Source organism: Rhodoferax sp. LS1P39 (genome assembly GCF_056521425.1).
Genome location: NZ_JBWMAV010000001.1, coordinates 99412 through 118758 on the forward strand (window position 1 = coordinate 99412; position 19347 = coordinate 118758).

The following is a 19347-nucleotide window of genomic DNA, read 5'->3' on the forward strand; positions in this document are numbered from 1 at the left end:
CATGGCGACCGAGCTGCTGCGCCTGGTGCCTGGTGCATCCCCCATCCTGTGCCAGATGTTGGACGGGGTGCGTGGCCCGGTGCAGCCGCCGATACGGTCCGAAATCTTTGGCTTGCAGCGCTTTGCGCAGCACGGTCGCAGCCTGGGCGAGACGCACCGCGCCGAACGGCCCAGCCTGCGGGCCGCCAGCTTTTTTCCACGCCTGCGCGACAACATCCACACCCTGAACGAGGCCCACCGCTATATCGGCGCGCAGGCCGCCACCGGCTATGACGTGAGCCCGGCGGCCGAATGGCTGCTGGACAACTTCCATTTGATCGAAGCCCAGCTGGAAGAAATCCACGCCGGGCTGCCGCGCAGCTACTTCCGCGCCCTGCCCGTGCTGCAAGACGAGCCCCTGGCCGGGCTGCCCCGGGTCTACGGCATCGCCTGGGCCTTTGTGGCGCACACCGATGGCGCGTTTGACGAGGCGCTGCTGGTGCAGTTCCTCAGCGCCTACCAGGAAACCCGCGAGCTGAACCTGGCCGAGATGTGGGCCCTGCCCACCACGCTGCGGGTGGTGTTGGTGGAGAACCTGCGCCGCCTGGCCGAGCGCGTGGCCACCAACAAGGCGGCCCGCGAAGTGGCCAACCTGTGCTGCGACCACCTGGCCACCACGTCCATTGCCGACCTGGACGCATTGCTGGCGCTGCTGAATGCGCGCGGTGTCGGCCGCATGTTCCTGACCCAGATGGCGCTGCGCCTGCAAGACAGCCGCAACACTGCAGACACGCCGGTCCACGACTGGCTGCACAACGCCCTGCCCGACTTTGCCGCCGCCCAGACCCAGCACAACGCAGACCAGGCCGCCGACAACCTGAGCGTGAGCAACGCAGTGAAATCGCTGCGCGCCATAGGCGACGCCGACTGGCCCGACATCGTGGCGCGCACCAGTGTGCTGATGCAGCGCATGCTGGCCTCACCCATTTTTGAAGCCGAACACCCGCGTACCCGCGATGCCACGCTGCACGGCATCGAGCGCCTGGCCAAACACAGCGGGCATAGCGAAGCCTCGGTGGCCCAGACCCTGCTGGGGCTGATGCAGACCGGCAGCCCGTTGGATGCGTCTACCGGCGTACCGAGTTACTGGCTGGAGGATGCGGGCCGCCCGGTGTTGGTCAAAGCCCTGGGCCTGCATGAAAACACCGCCGTGCTGTGGCGCGCCGTCACGCGCCGCGCCGCCCTGCCCGCCTACCTGGGCGCTCTGGGCGTGGGCACCATCGGTTTGGTGGCGTGGATGCTGCACCACCCCACCGGCGGGGCGGGCCTGGCCCTGCTGAGCGCCGCGCTGATGCTGCTCCCGGCTTCGGAAGCCATGGTGGCCATCCTCAACCGGCTGATCAGCGAATCGGTGCGCCCGCAGCACCTGCCGCGCCTGGGCCTGCTGGACGGCATACCGCCTGCGCACCGGGTGATGGTGGTGATTCCCGCCATGCTGGACAGCGCGGCATCGGCCCGCGCCCTGGTGCACCGCCTGCACCTGCACTACATTGCCAACCCCGAGCCCTGCGCCCAGTTCGGCCTGCTGACCGACTGGGTGGATGCCGACACCGAGCGCACCCCGGCCGATGCCGACCTGTTGTCGGCCGCCATGCAGGGCATCAGCGCGCTGAACCTGCGCTACCCCACCTCGCTGGGGGTGGCACCGCGCTTCATCCTGCTGCACCGGGAACGCAGCTTCAGCCAGAGCGAACAGCGCTGGATCGGCTGGGAGCGCAAGCGCGGCAAGCTGGAGCTGCTGGTGGATGCCATGTCCACCGACTCCACCGCCGCCTTCATGTACCTGGGCGACACCTCGCGCATTGCCGCGCACACGCCCTACATCGTCACCCTGGACAGCGACACCCAGTTGCCGCCAGGCCGCCTGCGCGAACTGGTGGGCGTGGCCGCCCACCCGCACAACCAGCCCCGGCTGGATGCCAGCGGGCGCAGCGTGGTGCAGGGCTACGGCATCCTGCAGCCGCGTGTGGCCACCCCCTTGCCTGCGCGCAAGGATTTCACGCTGTACCACTGGCTGTTTGCCGGGCAGTGCGGCATCGATCCCTACAGCGCCGCCACCTCCGAGGTCTACCAGGACGTGTTTGGCGAAGGCAGCTTTACCGGCAAGGGCCTGCTGCACGTGCAGGCCCTGCACGCCGTGCTGTCGGGGCGTTTGCCCGAAGACCAGGTGCTCAGCCACGACCTGCTGGAGGGTTCGCTGGCGCGCTGCGCTGCGGTTACCGATGTCAGCGTGATCGAAGACGCGCCCTTCCATGCCGACGTGGCTGCCTCGCGGGTGCACCGCTGGACGCGCGGCGACTGGCAACTGCTGGCGATTCTGCTGAACTCCGGGCGCTACCCGCTGCGCGGCATCAACGTCTGGAAGATGTTTGACAACCTGCGCCGCTCGCTGGTCGCCCCGGCTTCGCTGCTATTGCTGCTGCTGACCCTGTGTGCCCCCACGGTATCGCCCTGGGCCGCGCTGGCCCTGGTGGCAGCGGCTTTTTCTGCCGGGCCGCTGATGGGCGCAGTGGCGGGCTTTTCGCCCAGCCGCGACGACCTGGCCAAGCGCCACTTCTACCGCCAGGCCGGGTCCGACCTGGCCCGCACACTGTGGGGCGGGCTGTGGCACGTAGCCCAGTTGCTGATGCATGCGGTGCTGGCGGTGGACGCGATTGCCCGGGCGCTGTACCGCCTGTTTGTGAGCCACCGACATTTGCTGCAGTGGACCACCGCCGCCACGGCCCAGGCCCAGGCCCGAACCCATTTGCCCGCCCTGGTGCGTGCGCACTGGAGCCTGCCGGTGGTGGCCCTGCTGTTGCTGGCGGGGCTGCTGGCCGTGGGCACCGCGCACCCCGCTCTGGCCACCGTGCTGTGCCTGCTGTGGGCCGCGTCGCCGGTGTGGATCTGGTGGACCAGCCGCCCCCGCGCAAGCAGCGAGGATGCGCCCCTGCCCGCCGCCGACCTGGAGCGGCTGCACGGCATTGCCCGCGACACCTGGCGCTGGTTTGAGCGCTGCATCGGCCCGGGCGACAACTACCTGCCGCCCGACAACCTGCAAACCCTGCCGGTGGACATGCTGGCGCACCGCACCTCGCCCACCAACATCGGCCTGTACCTGCTGAGCACGGCCTGCGCCCGCCAGTTTGGCTGGATCGGCACGCAAGACCTGCTGGAACGGCTGGAGGCCACCCTGGCCACACTGGGCCGCATGCAGCGCCACCGGGGCCACTTCTACAACTGGTATGACACACAAACCTGCGCGCCGCTGCTGCCGCTGTATGTGTCTACCGTGGACAGCGGCAACCTCAGCGGGCATTTGCTGGCCGTGGCCCAGGCCTGCCGCGAGATGGCCGCTGCGCCACAATCCACCCAGGCCGCCCACGGTGCGCTCAACGCATCCCGCCGCCGCATCGCCCCGCTGCTGGCGGCCCGCAGCAGCCTGCCACCGGCCCAGCGCGAACAACTGCGCTGGCTGCTGGCCGACCACCGCGCCACCCGCACGTCTGCCGAGAAAGACCTGGGCCCCCACCCCGACAACGCCCCCCGCCTGCTGGCCCTGGCCCACGCCATGGAAGAGATGGCCTGGGCGGCCGACTACCGCTTCCTGTACCACCGCAAACGCCACCTGCTGCACATTGGCTACCGGGTGGCCGAGCGGCAACTGGATGCGGGCTTTTACGATCTGCTGGCTTCCGAGTCGCGCCTGACCAGCCTGCTGGCCATTGCCAAGGGCGATGTGCCGGTGCGCCATTGGGCATCGCTGGGGCGGCCTTTCTACGCCATTGGGGCCAACGCGGGCCTGCGCTCGTGGTCGGGCTCGATGTTCGAGTACCTGATGCCCACGCTGGTGCTGGTGGAGCCGCCTGGCAGCGTGCTGCAAGAGGCTTGCCATGCGGCATTGCAAGAACAGATGGCCTACGCGCAGGCCCACAAAGTGCCCTGGGGCATTTCTGAATCTGCCTACGCCGGGCAGGACCACACCCTGGCCTACCAGTACGCACCGCAGGGCGTGCCCCGGCTGGCACTGCGCCGCACGCCAGTCGATGAACTGGTCATCGCTCCCTATGCCACGGGGCTTGCCGTGCTTGTGGCACCTGCATTAGCAGCTGCGAATTTTGTAGCACTGGAGAATTTGGGCGCACACGGGCGCTACGGCTTCATCGAAGCCCTGGACTTCACCCCGGCGCGCCAGGCCGATGGCGAGGCCTTCACCCCCGTCAGCACCTTTATGGCCCACCACCAGGGCATGACCCTGGTGGCCCTGGCGAATGTGCTTTTGGACGGCCCAGCCCAGCGCTGGGGCATGGCGAACCCGTCCATCGAGGCGGTTACGTCCTTGCTGCACGAGCGTGCGCCGCGCGAGGTGTCGCTGCTCGGCGCGCCCCCAGCCGGCCCGCCGACCCAGCTGATGCAGCAGCGCGCCCCCGGCCTGCTGCGCGAGGTGGTGCCTGGCGGCGCGGCGCTGGAGCCCACGCACCTGCTGTCCAACGGGCGCTACCACGTGGCGCTGCGCTCCAATGGCGCGGGCTGGAGCCGCCGCGGCAGTACCGGCATCACCCGCTGGCGCGACGATGCGCTGCGCGATGCCTATGGCAGCTTCTTTTACCTGCGTTCCAGCCCGGACCAGCCGCTGGTGTCCATCACCCAGCACCCGGCACCGGACCCTGCCGCCCACTACCACAGCACCTACCACGCCGACCGGGTCTGCTTCGATGCCGAATGGCCGGGCGTGCAGGCGCACACCACGGTGTGGGTCAGCCCCGAGGACGACATCGAGTTCCGCCAGGTGGAGCTGCGCAACCTGGGCGACCAGCCGCTGGAGATCGAGCTGGTTTCGGCCTTTGAAGTCACGCTGTCCGATGCGCGGGCCGACGAGGCGCACCCGGCCTTTACCAACCTGTTCATCCGCGCCCAGTGGCAGGCCGAAGACCAGGCGCTGGTGTTCGAGCGCACCCCCCGCCTGCCCTCCGAGCAGGCCTTGCAGGCCGCCCACTTCATGGTCGATACCGACCCGCAGGTGCTGGGCCTGCGCATCCAGACCGACCGCCAACACTGGCTGGGTCGCAACCGCGATGCCAGCCAGCCGCTGGCCCGCCTGGTGGCACCGCCTGCGCCCGGCAGCAGTACCGCGCTCGACACCGGGCTGGACCCGGTGTGCGCCATCGCGGTGCAGTTGCGCATCGCACCGCATGGCAAGGCCCGGCTGACCTTTGCCACCGCCGCCAGCGACAACACCGAGACTCTGCAGGCGGTGATCGACAAGTACCGCCAGCACATCCACGTGAAGCGCTCTTCACTGATGTCGGCCACGCTGGCCGGTATCCGCCTGCGCACCTGGGGCCTGGCCCCCGACAGCCTGGTGGCCATCCAGACCCTGACCAGCGCGCTGGCCCTGAGCCTGGCCCGCCCCACCGTGCGCACCGGCCCCGACGGCATGGCCCCGGTGAGCGACCGGCGGCTGCTGTGGCGCTTTGGCATCTCGGGCGACCGGCCCATCCTGCTGGTATCTGCCAGCGCCATGGAAGGCCTGGGCCTGCTGCGCGCCCTGGCGCAGGCGCTGAAGCTGTGGTCCTGGGGTGGCCTGGGCTGCGACCTGGTGGTGGTAAACGCCGAGCCTGCGTCCTACCTGATGGCGCTGCACCGCGAGATCGGCATCCTGCGCGACCGCCATGCGGCCGACCGGGGCGGCGAGTCGGCTCCCACCACCATGTACCTCTTGCGCGCCGAGGAGCTGACCCCCGACGAGTTCAGCACCCTGCACGCCCAGGCCCGCGTGCGCCTGCTGGCCGATGGCCGCCCGCTGCTGCACCACGTGCAGGCCTGGACAGCGCTACATGAGAAGGCCCTGGAATCCCGGCACGCCACCTCTACCGTGGCCGTGCCCCTGGTGCCGCACCGCACCCAGGCCGTACCCGCGCCCACCGGGGCGTTTACCGCCGAAGGGGAGTTCCGCTTTGATGTGGGCCCGACCCTGCGCACCGTGCGCCCATGGACCAATGTGCTGGCGAATCCGGGCTTTGGCGCGCACATCACCGAAGCCGGTGGTGGCTACAGCTGGGGCCTGAACAGCCGTCTGAACCAGCTCACCGCCTGGTCCAACGACCCGGTGGGCGACACGCCATCAGAATGGTTTTTGCTGCAAGACCGCAAGACGCTGGAGGTGTGGAGCGTCACCCCCAATGCCTGGGCCGACCCGCAAGCGGTCTACCACGTGGCGCATGGACAGGGCAGCACCACCATCCGCCACCGCCGGGGCGATATCGACGTGGCCGCCACCTGGTGCGTGGACCCCGACACCTCGGTCAAGCACATACGGCTGCACACCATCAACCGGGGCCACCGCCCGCTACAGCTGCGCATCATCGGCATGGCCGAATGGCTGATGGGGGCCAACCGCAGTGACCGCAGCAGCGTGCACATGGGCGTGTTCCAGCACGGGACCACCACCGCCCTGCTGTGCACCCAGCGCGAGCGCAGCGCAGGCTTTGGCGAAGGCACGGCTTTTCTGGCCCTGGCCGGTGACGGCGACCATGCGGCGGACGACTGGACCGGTGACCGCCGCGAATGCTTCGATGCCCGTGGCCGCCTGCTGCTGCCCGACCACTTTGGCCACGCCACCGGTGCCGGGCTGGACCCCTGCGCCGCCCTGTCCACCACCCTGCACCTGGCCGCTGGCGACACCGCCGACCGGGTGTTTTTGCTGGGCTTTGCGGCCAACCCACTGCTGGCCCGCGAGGTGGTGCTGCAGGCTGCTGCGGTAGAGGCCACGCAGCGCCTGGCAACGGCCCGCGCCCATTGGGACCGGCTGCTGGGGGCCGCCGTAGTGGCCACGCCCGACCCGCTGTTCGATGCCATGGTGAACCACTGGCTGCTGTACCAAACCGTGGCCTGCCGCCTGTGGGCCAAATCCGGCTTCTACCAGGCCGGTGGGGCCACGGGTTTCCGCGACCAGTTGCAAGACGCCATGGCGCTGGCCTGGGCCGCGCCCGGCATGCTGCGCGAGCAGATCACCGTGTGCGCCGCGCGCCAGTTCCCCGAGGGCGATGTGCAGCACTGGTGGCATGCGCCCAACGGCGCGGGCGTGCGCACGCACTTTTCAGACGACCTGCTGTGGCTGCCGCACGCCTGCGCCCACTACCTGCGCAGCACGGGCGATGCCACGCTGCTGGAGGTGCAGGTGCCTTTTCTGGAAGGCGCGGCTATTCCCGAAGGTGCGGAAGACGCGTACTACACGCCCGCCGTCGGCATGGACACGGCCACCGTCTACGAGCATGCCGCGCGCACCATCGACCGCAGCCTGGCGGTGGGCGTGCACGGCCTGCCGCTGATGGGCAGCGGCGACTGGAACGACGGCATGAACCGCGTCGGCATCGAGGGCCGGGGCGAGTCGGTGTGGCTGGGCTGGTTTTTGTGCCAGGTGGTGGCCGAATTTGCGCCGCTGGCCCAGGCCCGCGGTGACACGGCCCGGGCGCAACGTTGGGAAGCCGCCGCCGAGGGCTGGAAGGCCGCGCTGGTGGGCCCGGCCTGGGACGGCCAGTGGTTCAAACGCGCGTTTTTTGACAACGGCGAAGCCCTGGGCTCGCACGCCAACCCCGAGGCGCAGATCGACCTGATCGCCCAGGCCTGGGCGGTGTTGTCCCATGCCGCACCGGTGGCCTTGCAACGGATTGCGCTGACCGCCATGGAGCAGCATCTTGTGGACCCGCAGGCCGGTCTCATCAAGCTGCTGGACCCGCCGCTGGCGCATGCCGTGCCCAGCGCTGGCTACATCCAGGCCTACCCGCCGGGCGTGCGCGAAAACGGTGGCCAGTATTCGCATGCCGGGGTCTGGGCGATGATGGCGCAGGCCCAGTTTGCGCAGAGCCAGCACACGCCGTCTGACACGCCTTACCGCTACTTCACCTACCTGAACCCGGCCCACCGGGCTGCCAACCCCCGCCACAACACCGCCTACGGCATCGAGCCCTATGTGATGGCCGGTGACGTGTACACCCAGCCACCGTACGTGGGGCGGGGTGGCTGGAGCTGGTACACCGGCTCGGCGGCGTGGATGCACCGCGCGGCGATTGCCTCGATCTTTGGGCTGGAACAGGAAGCCGACACGCTGCGCTTCACCCCCTGCCTGCCGTCCCATTGGCCGCAGGCCGAGATGACGCTGCGCCGGGGCGAGCGCAGCATGCGGTTCATCTTTACCCGCGGCGCACCCGAGGCGGCGCTGGCGGCCCACGCGCACAGCAACGCCAAGCTGCTGCGGGTGGATGAGGCGCTACCCTGGGCCGGGCTGGCGGTGCAGAGCTGCTTTGTGATCCCGATCTGAACCTTCCGCCCATGACCACACCTGACAACACCACCGAGAAACTGCTCGGCCTGGCCTATGAAGCCATGGACGCGCAAACCCAAAAGGTTGCCAGCCACATCGCCGGACGCAAGCACATTGCCCGCAATACCGCCAAAGACCTGGATAACGACACGTCCTTCGGCGCACGCGCGGCCGATGCCGTGGCCAGCTTTGGCGGCTCGTGGACCTTTATCTTGCTGTTTGCCACGGTGCTGGTGGTGTGGGTGGTGTTGAACGTGGTGCTGCTGGTGCGCTGGAATGCGGTGTTCGACCCCTACCCTTTCATCCTGCTGAACCTGTTTTTGTCGATGCTGGCCGCGGTGCAGGCGCCCATCATCCTGATGTCGCAAAACCGCCAGGCCCAGAAGGACCGACTGCACGCCGAGCACGACTACGAGGTCAACCTCAAGGCCGAGCTGGAGATCATGCTGTTGCACGAGAAAATTGACGCGCTGCGCCAGGGCCAGTGGGCAGAGCTGCTGGAAATCCAGAAAGAGCAGTTGAAGCTGCTATCGCATTTGAAAGACAAGGCTACAAGCTAGCCGACACGCTCATGCGGCATCGTCCTACATGGCGTAGCGGCACAAGCCGATAGGGCGTGGCAATCCTCGGTTTTAAAGTTCAGTCATCGGTTGGGCAGTACCCACATCCCACTGAACCGAACAACCAAGGAACCACGATGGCCGCTAAGAATGAACCTACGAATGTCACGCAGTTGCCGACGAGTAACGGCGACCGGATGGTCTTGAACGAAGCGGCCATCGGTGCCGCCCGCCGCAGCCTGGACCAGGGTGCTGTCACCCCCAGCTATGGCCCCTGGCGCGAAGACATCATCAAGCTGCTGAACGACTCGCTGGCCACCGAGCTGGTGTGCGTGCTGCGCTACAAGCGCCACCACTTCACAGCCGACGGCCTGGCATCCAGTGCTATTGCCGCAGAGTTTTTGGTGCATGCGAACGAAGAAGCCGCCCATGCCGACCGGCTGGCCCAGCGCATCGTGCAGCTCGGCGGCGAGCCCGACTTTTCGCCCGATTCGCTTACCAAGCGCAGCCATGCGGCCTACGACGACTCTAAGGATCTGAAAGAAATGATCAAAGCCAATCTGGTGGCCGAGCGGGTCGCCATTGAAGCCTACAGCCAGATGATTGCCATGATTGGCGACAAGGATTCGACCACCCGCCGTCTGCTGGAAGACATCTTGAGCGACGAGCAAGAGCACGCCGACGAACTCAAGGACTGGCTGGCCGCCTAGTGTTTTAGCCCTGGCTGGTGGGGCCATTCACCATGCCAAACCACTTTTTTTACCAACTGGAGTATCCAAAATGAAACTGAACATCCGCACCACCCTCGCCGCTTCCATCACCGCCATCGTGCTGTTGACCACCGCAGGCTGTGCAGTCACCCGTGGCCAAGAATCCGTGGGCGCCTACATCGACGACTCCGCCGTGACCACCAGCGTCAAGGCCCGCTTTGTGGACAACAAGGAAGTCGACGCATCGGCCATCAGCGTGGAAACCCTGAACGGCACCGTCATGCTGTCGGGCTTTGCCAAGAGCCTGAAGGAAAAGTCCACGGCTGAAAGCATCACCCGCAACGTCAAGGGTGTGAAGGCCGTGAAGAACGAAATCGCCATCCGTCCTTAATTTTCAACTGCAACTGCAAGGAGACCGCCATGAACTGGGACACCATCCAAGGAAACTGGAAACAGGCCACCGGCAAAGCCAAAGAGCAATGGGGCAAACTGACCGACGACGACCTCGATGTCATCGCCGGTAAGCGCGACCAGCTCGCAGGCAAGATCCAGGAACGCTACGGCATTGCCAAAGACGAAGCCGAAAAGCAGCTGTCTGCCTGGGAAAAGAAGGCCAATGACGACGCCTGGTTCAAGTAGTCCGATTCTGGTTTGACCATAAAAAAAGCCCCGACCACCTTCGCAGGTGGTCGGGGCTTTTTGGCTTGGGGTTAGCAATTGCCTTTTTTGGCCTGGCCCGGGGGGCAGTGGCCATGGCCATGGCGGTCGTCGCGGCGATCTTCGCGCCGTTCATGCCGGTCGTCGTGCCGGTCGTCACGACGCTCCTCGCGGCGCTCGGCACGCCGCCAGCTGCCGTCCACCCAGCGCCAGCCACCATCGGCACGGATCCAGCGGCCCGGGGTAAAGTTGTAGTCTTGGCGCGCTGCTTGCCAATAGCCGACACGCCAGGCGTAGTCGCGCCCATTCCATTGCCAACTGCCTGGCACCCATACCTTGCCTACCCTGGGGCCCGGCATCTGCTCCATGCGTGGCGCAGGCGGCGCAATCTGCACCAGACCGGGAATGGTGATGTTGACCGACACCTGGGCCTGGGCCGTCGAGAGGGCGGCGGTAGCCACCACTGCAGAGAGAAAGAGGGGAATAAGTTTCATGGTGGAATGTAGTGGGTTGAAATAGCAACAGATGCAAGCCTAACGCCGCGCAGACCTGGGTGGATGACAGGGCCGCTCCCCTAGACATGCAACAGCGTGCAAAATTGCACGCTCCGGCCACCGCGCAGGCGGCCTGGAACCTCTTTATTTCACACCACACACACCATGCAATTTGCCACCTGGAACGTCAACTCTCTCACCGTACGCCTGCCCCAGGTTGTGGACTGGCTGGCGGCCAACCCGGTCGATGTGCTGGCGCTGCAGGAAACCAAGATGACCGACGACAAGTTCCCGCACGCGGCCTTTGCCGAGGCGGGCTACCAGGCGCAGTGGTTTGGCCAGAAGACTTACAACGGTGTGGCCCTGCTCAGCAAGACGGCGGCCACCGACGTGGTGAAAAACATCCCCGGCTTCAGCGACGACCTGGCCCGGGTGATTACCGGCACCGTTAACGGCGTGCGCGTCATCGGCGCGTACTTTCCGAATGGCCAGGAGCCCGGCAGCGAAAAGTTCGACTACAAGATGCACTGGCTCAAAGCCCTGCGCGACTGGGTCAAGGCCGAACTGGTGGTGCACCCGCAGCTGGTGCTGATGGGCGACTACAACATCACCTTCGACGATGCCGACGTGTGGGACCCGGTGGGCCTGAAGGACACCATCCACTGCACCGACGAGGAGCGCTACCACCTGCAGGCCCTGGTGGGCCTGGGCCTGACCGACACGCACCGCCTGTTTCCCCAGCCGCCCAAATGCTATTCGTGGTGGGATTACCGCGACTTCGGCTTTCGGCGCAACCGGGGCATGCGCATCGACCATATCCTGGTCAGCCCGGCACTCAAACCACGGGTTACTGCTTGCAGCATCGACACCACCCCGCGCAAGAACGAGCGCCCCAGCGACCACGCCCCGGTGGTGGTCACCCTCGATTCACTATAACTTTCATAGCTTCTCACGCCGATACCATAAGCGCCAGAGGCCTAAAAAGTTTGTAAATCCATACTGCAGCTCAGCGGACCTCGGAGATCTCCACTTCGACGCGGTAGTTATTGGACCGTACCAGCGTGGTCAACGGCAGGGCGTTGGCAGGCACGGCCTGCGCGGTAAATGCCAGGCTTTGCGGGTCGAAGCGCAGCCACGCGGGCAGCGGCTGACCATTGGGCAGTGCGGCCGTGGCCAGTGTGGGCTGGGCCCGCAAACTGGTGCTGGCCTGCAGCGGCAGAGCCGCCTCGAACGTGGCGTTGCGCATGCCAACCACCTGCACCAGCACCTGCCCGGCCAACACGGGCGACACATTGCGTACCGGGGTCACGACCACGTACCCATGGGGGCCATCGCGGCGGTCGCAGTCCGGGCCGGTGCGGGACGTGCCCACACAGCCCGCCGCGCCCCGTGCCGCGCCATCCCCCCGGGGCCATCCCTGGGCCAAAGCCCCCCCGGCGACCCCTTCCAGCGCACTGTGGGCCGGTGCCAACGGCGACGCAGACACCATCTGGGGGTGGGGCAGCAAAATCTCTTTGGTCCACACCCCTGCTGGCGGTACACCGGGCACCACGATGCTGCTGGTGCCGTTGCTGGCATAGGTAATGGTGTAGTTGCCCCCGCCATTGCCATCGTCGATCTGCACGCCCGAGGTGAGTACGGTTTTGTTGTTGCCCACATTCGGATCGGTAAACGCAAATGTTCCGCCGATGAGGCGGTCGGTGCCAAACAGGCTCCCGCCCGCCACCACCGCCGTGCCCTGGGCACTGGTGGTGCCATCAAAGGGTTTGCTGACACTGCTGGTGGCCACGGTGATGGACGCGGGTGTGATGGTGCTGGTGGTGTTGTTGGCGTAGCCCACGGTGTAGTTGTTGCCACCGTTGCCGTCGGCCACCACCACGCCTGCAGTGGTCACGGTCTTGTTGCCCAGGCCCGCGTTCTTGTCGGTGAAGGCAAAGCTGCCGCCCACCAGGCTGTCGGCACCAAACAGCGTGCCGCCGGTCACCACTGCGCTGCCCAGGGCGCTGGTGGTGCCATCATAGGTTTTGACCACGTCACTGGTCGACAGGGTCAGAGGTGCCGGGGTGATGCTGCCATCGCTGCCTGCCAGGATATTGCTGCCCGCCAGGTAGTAGTTGCCCGCATCGCCACCGGCCAGGGCGATATCGCGCACCACATAGTTCAGGTTGTTGCCCACGTTCCGGTGCCCAAACGCGCCGCTGCCGTTCACCAGCAGGCTGTCACCCGCCTCCCGGCCCGCCGTGTCCAGCGCCAGGCCCGCCATGTCGGTCGTGCCGTTATAGGTTCTGCTGACTCCCGCAATAGTGGGCGTAACGGGCTTGGGGGTGACCGCCAAGTTACCGACGAACACCGGGCTACCGACGAAATTGCTGCCCACCACGGTAGGTGCCGCGTCGGCCAGGGCGTAGTTGCCCACCGGGGTCTTGCCCGCGCCGCTGCTGCCCGCCCCCTGCGGGCCGGGGGTGAAGGTGATGCTGCCGCCGGCACCATCAGCGTAGTTATAGGTGTTACCCACGCCGCTGCCAGAGAGGTTCAGGATGGTGGTGCCATCGGCCGCCAGGTACTGCACGCTGGTGACGTTCAGCGTGGGCGTGCTGCCGTAGACCGTGCTGGTATTGGTCAGCTTCACCAACAACTCGTTGGCGGGCACGATGGTGTAGGTGCCGGAGGCATAGGTAATGGTGTAGTTGCCCGAGACCAGTCCGCTGGGCACCAAGGCCCCGGCGTAGGTGCCTACGGCCGTGTCGGTGGCGGCATTGGGCCGGGTGATGGCCAGGGTGCCGCCGAGCACGCCAGGGGTTTCGCCACCGACCAAACCGTCGTAATGGGCACCATAGTAGCCCGGCACATCGGGCACGCCGACGAAGCTGGCATCGGCATTGGCCGTGACGGTGAGCGGTGCCGGGGTGATGCTGCTGACCGTATTGTCCACATAGGTCAGCACATAGTTGGCGGTGACATCGGCACCGCTGCTGTCCACCACGGTCAGGCCCGCAGCACGCGTGGTCTTGTTGCCCAGGCCCACGTTCTTGTCGGTATAGGCCAGCGTGGCGGCCAGGCCCACCTGCTCACCGGCGGCGCTACCCGCCAGCGCACCCACGATGGCGTTGCCCGTGGCATTGGTGGTGCCGTCGTAGGTCTTGTTGACGGTGGGTGCCGTGACCATCAGTCCGGCCGGTGAGATGCTGGCACTGGCGCTGCCGGTACTGGCAATGGCGTAGTTGAGCGCATCGGCCCCCACCAGGCTGATGCCGCTGACGGTGATGTCTTTGCCCGTGCCCACGTGCTTATCGTCAAAGTTGGCAGCCGTGTAGGCCACCATGACCGAGTCGCCACCGGTCAGGCCGCCGGGGGCGGCGGTGACGGTGGCCGTGGTGCTGCCGTCGTAGTCGCGGTCGATGCCGACCAGGCTGCTGGTCAGCGTCTTTTGCGCCACGCTCAAGGTACCCGTGGTGACGGTGCCGACGGTGTAACCCAGGGCCAGGGCGGCGGCGCTGCCAGGCGTCAGGGTGTGGCTGCCTGCGGTGTAGTTCAGCGAGCCCGATTGCGCGCCGCCCACCGCCACGCTTGCACCCAGAACGTCGCCATTCACCGCCCCGGTGGCCGTGGCGCTCAGGCCGGGCACGGCATCGCCATAGGTGATGCCGACGCTGCCAGTGGCCAGGTCCACCGTGGGGGCCTCGCGGTAGATGGCGTAGGCACCGCTGGCCAGGGGGGTGGTGTAGTTGGTGGTGACTTCGTCGCTGTTGTAGCGGAAACGCCCGCTGCCCGGCCCGACAAAAGCCGTCAGCCCGGTGCTGCCTGCCACCGACCCGGTCATCAGGGTGGTGCGCCCGCCGCTGCCGGTGGTGATGGCGGGGCTGCCACTGAAGACCAGGTTGCCGCCGCTGGCGGTGCCCGCTGCGCTGGCCACCCCGGCGTTGAGCAGCACGGCGCTGCTGCTGGCATCCGCGGTGGCCACGCTGCGCGCAACGGTCAGGTCACCGCTGGCGGTGCCGATATACACCGGCCCGCTGGCGTTGATGCCATTCACACCGTCCACACTGCCAATCTGCATCGCACTACTGTTTTGATAGCTGACTACGCCCGCCCCTGTAACGGCAAGCACACTTACGGCATTGGAACTGGCGGTGGCCAGTGCGTAGTTGCCGGGGCCGTTGAGCAGCAAATTGGTGGCGGCAATATGGCCGCCCACCGTCTGGCTCACATTGCCCAGGGCGTTGAGCGTCAGGGTGTTGTTGACGGTGATGGGGGCGTTGATGGCGATGGTGGAGCCGGTTTTGAGGATGACGTTGGTGGCCAGCGAGGGAGCCACGGCGCTGGCCACCGTCATGGCCCCGGCTGCAGTGGCATCGTTGCGGCCCACCACCAGCGTACCGGCGGTGATGCGGGCCAGCTGGGCCGCGCTCAGGCCCAGGGTGAGCGGGCTGCCGGTCAGCACGTCGGCCCCGCCCAGGTCGATGCGGGTGCCTGCGGTGCGGTTTTGCACGGTGACCGTGCCCGTGCCGGCCGACACATTTTCGGAGCCGCCGCTGCCGTAGCTGTCGGTGGTGATGGTGAGCGGGCTGGCGTTACTGGTGGACAGGCTGGCCGACCCGCCTAAAAACACCCCCAATGCATTCGCCTGGCCGTTGGCATTGCCGGTCAGGCTGAGTGCGCCAGCCGCATGGATGCTCGCTGCGTTTCCGACCTCGACGGCATTGCTGTTGGCGGGGGAACCGCTTGCCAAGGTGCCCGCAATCGCCACACTGCCAGCTACTGCATCGACGGTGCTGCTTGCCACGTACACGCCGCCAGCCACCGCGCCCGGGCCGCCACCGCCGGTACCGGTGATGGCGATGTTGCCACCCGCCGTGGCCAGCACCTGGCTGTTCTGGGTGATCGCCACGCCGTCGGACGCACCCGACAAGCCGCCGGTACCGCTGAGCGTGATGTTGCCCGCGCCACTGCGCAGCGTGGGGCGTTGCAGGTAGATGCCATCGCTGTCCGGCCCCGGGCCGTTGCCGGTGCCCGTGATGCTGAGGCTGCCGTTGGCCGTCTCGACCAGGCCGAGCGCGCTGTAAATGACCACCCCGTCGGAGTTGCCCGCCGCGCCAAAGCCCCCCGTGCCCTGGATGGCCACGGTGCCATTGCCCGTGGTGCGCACGGTCGCGTCGCCGATGCGCACCCCGTCGTTGTCGCTACCCACGGTGCCGCCGCCCGTTCCCACCAGCGAGATATTGCCGCCACTGGACACGGCCTGGCTGTTGCCGAACAGGTGCACGCCATAGTTCTGGACAGCAGGATTGGTGCTGCCCACGCCGCGCATGCTGATGTTGCCCGTTCCCGCATTCAGCGAAGCACCGGATATCCGCACCCCAGTCGTCCGGGTGCTGCTGCCGATGGCATTGCCCGACCCATCGCCTGCCACGCCACCGCCCAGGGTGATGTTGCCGCCGTTGCTGCTGATGCCGCTATCGAGGTGGATGGCCCCGACACCGCTGCCATCGGCATCGCTGTTCAGCACCACGTTGCCATTGGCCAGGGTGGTAATGCCGGTGCTGGCGTTGGCCACAATATCGCCCCCGGCCTGCAACGTCAGGTCACGCGCCAGCGCAGGCGAAACGGCGGCGCTGATGGTCATGTCACCCGAAGCCGTGGCCCCGGTGCGGCCAATCACCAGCGTACCAGCGGTGATGCGGTCCAGCTCGGCATCGCTCAGGCCCAGCGTGAGCGGGCTGCCGGTCAACACATCGGCTCCGCCCAGGTTGATCTGCGTGCCTGCGGTGAGGTTGCGGATGTTCACAGTGCCAGTACCCGCCGACAAGCTCTCGGTGCCGTTACCGGCGTAGCTGTCGGTCGTCACGGTGATGGGTTGGTTGTTGCTGGTGCTGATGGAGCTGGTCCCCAGCCTCACGCCCACAGCGCCCGCTTGCCCCAGCGCGTCGCCCTGGATGCTGATGGCCCCATTGGCGGTGACCGAACTGCTGCCGTCGAAAAAAACCGCGTTCGATGCACCCGTGGCACCGCCGACCAGCGCGCCCAGGATCTGGACGGTGCCTGCCGTGGTGCTGATGGCTGCAGCATTGGTCAGACGGACACCCCGCGCAGCGGTGCCCCCCCCGGCGGTTCCGGTCAAGGCGATATTGCCGCCGCCGGTGGCTCTTACCTGCCCCGCGCCCACATGCACGCCGTGGGCATCATTGCTGCCAGGCGTTGCTACGCCCGTCATCTGGATGTTGCCGCCCGCGGTGGTTTGCACGGTACCGCCGGGTATGTAGATGCCGTAATTGACCCTGGTGCCGCTGCCTCCAGCACCCGTGATGCTGAGGGTACCCGAGGCGGTTTGCAGCGTGGCACCGGTAAAGAGCGCCACCCCATCTGAATCGCCATCGGTGCCGTTGCCCCCGGCACCGACAATCGTCAGGTTACCTGCGCCGCCCGCGCTGACCAGCGCCGTGCCCGCCACATGCACCCCATCGTTGCTGTCGGACACACTGCCGCTGCCACCGCCCGCGCCCGTGAGGTTGATATGGCCGCCCGTGGTGGTCACTTGTGCACTGCCACCCACCCACACACCGTCTTGCAAGTCGCCCGTGCTGGCCCCACCCGTTCCATTGACGGTGATCGCCCCACTGGCTGTGCTGACGGTGGATGAATCGATATTGACACCCACATCGGCATTGGCAGTGCCCGCACCGCCCGTGCCTATGAGAGTAACCGTACCGGCCCCGCTGGTGGTCAGAGTGCTGCTGCCCCTGAGGTCAATGCCATAGCTGTCGTCGGCACCTATGCCGCGCAGGGCCACATTGCCCCCACCGGCGTTGAGCGCAGCCCCGTTCAGCGCGATGCCGTCCGTGTTGGCCACGCTGCCGCGCGCACTGCCCGAACCATCACCCGCCACACCGCCGCCCAGGGTGATATTGCCGCCGTTGCTGGTGATGCTGGAGCCGGTGTTCATCACAATCGCCCCGGCCCCGCTGCCGTCCAGGTCGCTGTTGAACACCACGTTCAGCCGGTTGGTGCTGGCGCTGATGGCCACGTTCGAGGCCACCACGATGTCGTTGTGCGCCCGCAGGGTCAGCGTGGTGTCCACACCGCCGGTCTTGCTGATGTTGGCGTTGACGTTGATATCGCCCGGGTCGGTGTTGACACCGCTGGAGCCGGTGGCGGGCACATCGACGGACGTGTCCACCGTCACGCTGGTGCCCGCGCTCAGGCTGGCGCTGATGGTGGCGGCCTGGCCTGCACCGATGGTGTAGTTGTAGGGGTCGATCAGCCACAGCCCGGCCTGCGCTTGCCCGCCCGCCTGCACCTGGGCGGTGTCCATCACCACCGTGTGGCCCGAGGTTTCCACCTGCCCGCCCGCAGCCACACCGCTGGCCGTAATGCGGCCGTTGACGGTGGTGACGCTGTTGGCGTTGTGCACATCGCTCCACAGCACCACTGTGCCACCAATGCCGCTCTGGGTGGCACTGGCATCGATGCTGGCACCCTGCGCCATCGCCACCGTGGTGGCCTGGGCCATGCTGCCGCTACCCTGCCAGTCGCCGCCCACCAGCACCGTGCCGCCGCCGGTGGCCCCGCGGGCGTTCAGGCTGCTACCGGCCAGCAAGCTGATGTTGTCGCCCTCCAGCACGATGCGCCCACCCTGGGCCGTCAGGCTGCTGGCCTCTATCTGGCCGCTGTTGATGACGCTGGCCTGCAGGCCGCGCAGGGCCGTGGCGCTGAGGATGATCTGCCCGCCCGGGGCCAGCACAGCGGTGCGGTTCTCCACCAGGGCCTTGATCTGGCTGGGCGTGACGCTGAGGCTGGCCAGGCGGCTGAAGGCATCAAAGTTCAACTGGATAGTTTCGCCCGCCGCCATGGCCACCGCGCTGGCGGTGATGGTGCCCTGGTTGCGCACCTCGGGGGCCAGCAAGGCAATGGTCTGGGCGGCGGTGAGCGTGCCCTCGTTGACCACGCTGCCGGTGGCCCCATTGCGGCTAAAGCGGGCCGTGCCCGCCATGAAGTCGGCATCGGTCTGGTTCATGCTGGTGGCGGTGAGCGCGCCTACGTCGAGCACGGTGCTGGGGCTGAAGTACACGCCCGCCGGGTTGACCAGGGTGACCTGGCCGGGGGCGTTGATGCGGCCAAAGATCTGGCTGGGGTTCATGTCCAGCACGCGGTTCAGGGTAGCGCTTTGCGCATTGGGCTGGTTGAAGTTGACGGTGGCCGCTGACCCGAGGTTGAAAGTATTCCAGTTAATCACCGCGCGCTGGCTGGTCTGGTTGACGTTCAACACCGGGGCGCTGCTGCTGCCTGCGCCTTGCAAGGTGGCCGCGCCCTGGGTGACCACGCCGCCCTGGGGCAAGGTAGTGGGGGCTGGGGTCTGGGCCGACACCTGGGCCGGATTTATAAGAAATAGCCCCCCCGTGCTTATGGCATAAGCACAAGCAGCTACTTTTTTGATAGTAAACCGCACCGGTACCGCACCTTGCCTGCGCCGCTGGTCAGTGGTGGTTCGGTTGCTGCGGCGGCCCAGGCCGCTGGCCACTTCCGATACCGCCACCCAGGCTTGGTGCAGGGCATTCCAGACGAGTTGGTAGATGTGGTTCATGGTGTGT

Annotated in this window: 8 protein-coding genes; 6 read left to right on the plus strand and 2 right to left on the minus strand. The window is 67.0% G+C overall.

The features are described 5' to 3' along the window. The first annotated feature begins 1 nt into the window (after position 1). The 5 genes from AC097O_RS00385 to AC097O_RS00405 all read left to right on the plus strand — a co-directional run bounded on the left by AC097O_RS00385 (position 2) and on the right by AC097O_RS00405 (position 10250). Entirely contained in the window at positions 2-8338 is an 8337-nt protein-coding gene (locus tag AC097O_RS00385; RefSeq protein WP_479590737.1) for a glycoside hydrolase family 94 protein, read from the plus strand. An 11-nt stretch (positions 8339-8349) separates the two neighbouring features. Next, on the plus strand, positions 8350-8901 hold the full coding sequence (locus AC097O_RS00390; protein ID WP_479590739.1) for a DUF1003 domain-containing protein: 552 nt from the start codon (positions 8350-8352) through the stop codon (positions 8899-8901). Positions 8902-9098: 197 nt separating this feature from the next. Further along, a complete protein-coding gene (locus AC097O_RS00395; protein ID WP_479591457.1) occupies positions 9099-9611 on the plus strand; it encodes a ferritin-like domain-containing protein in 513 nt (170 codons plus the stop codon). A gap of 70 nt (positions 9612-9681) precedes the next feature. Then, a complete protein-coding gene (locus AC097O_RS00400; protein ID WP_315186783.1) occupies positions 9682-10002 on the plus strand; it encodes a BON domain-containing protein in 321 nt (106 codons plus the stop codon). A gap of 29 nt (positions 10003-10031) precedes the next feature. After that, positions 10032-10250, plus strand: coding sequence for a CsbD family protein (locus tag AC097O_RS00405; protein ID WP_315186786.1), 219 nt, complete (start codon positions 10032-10034; stop codon positions 10248-10250). 71 nt (positions 10251-10321) lie between these two features. Here AC097O_RS00405 and AC097O_RS00410 read toward each other — a convergent pair whose 3' ends face one another. Next, positions 10322-10762 carry a YXWGXW repeat-containing protein gene (locus AC097O_RS00410; protein ID WP_479590742.1) on the minus strand — a complete coding sequence of 147 codons (441 nt, stop codon included), beginning with the start codon at positions 10760-10762 and terminating at the stop codon, positions 10322-10324. A 165-nt stretch (positions 10763-10927) separates the two neighbouring features. Between AC097O_RS00410 and AC097O_RS00415 the strand changes: the two genes are divergently transcribed. Beyond that, a complete protein-coding gene (locus AC097O_RS00415) occupies positions 10928-11698 on the plus strand; it encodes an exodeoxyribonuclease III (protein WP_479590744.1) in 771 nt (256 codons plus the stop codon). Positions 11699-11768: 70 nt separating this feature from the next. Here AC097O_RS00415 and AC097O_RS00420 read toward each other — a convergent pair whose 3' ends face one another. Beyond that, positions 11769-19340, minus strand: coding sequence for a YDG domain-containing protein (locus AC097O_RS00420; protein ID WP_479590746.1), 7572 nt, complete (start codon positions 19338-19340; stop codon positions 11769-11771). Between the last annotated feature and the right edge of the window lie 7 nt (positions 19341-19347).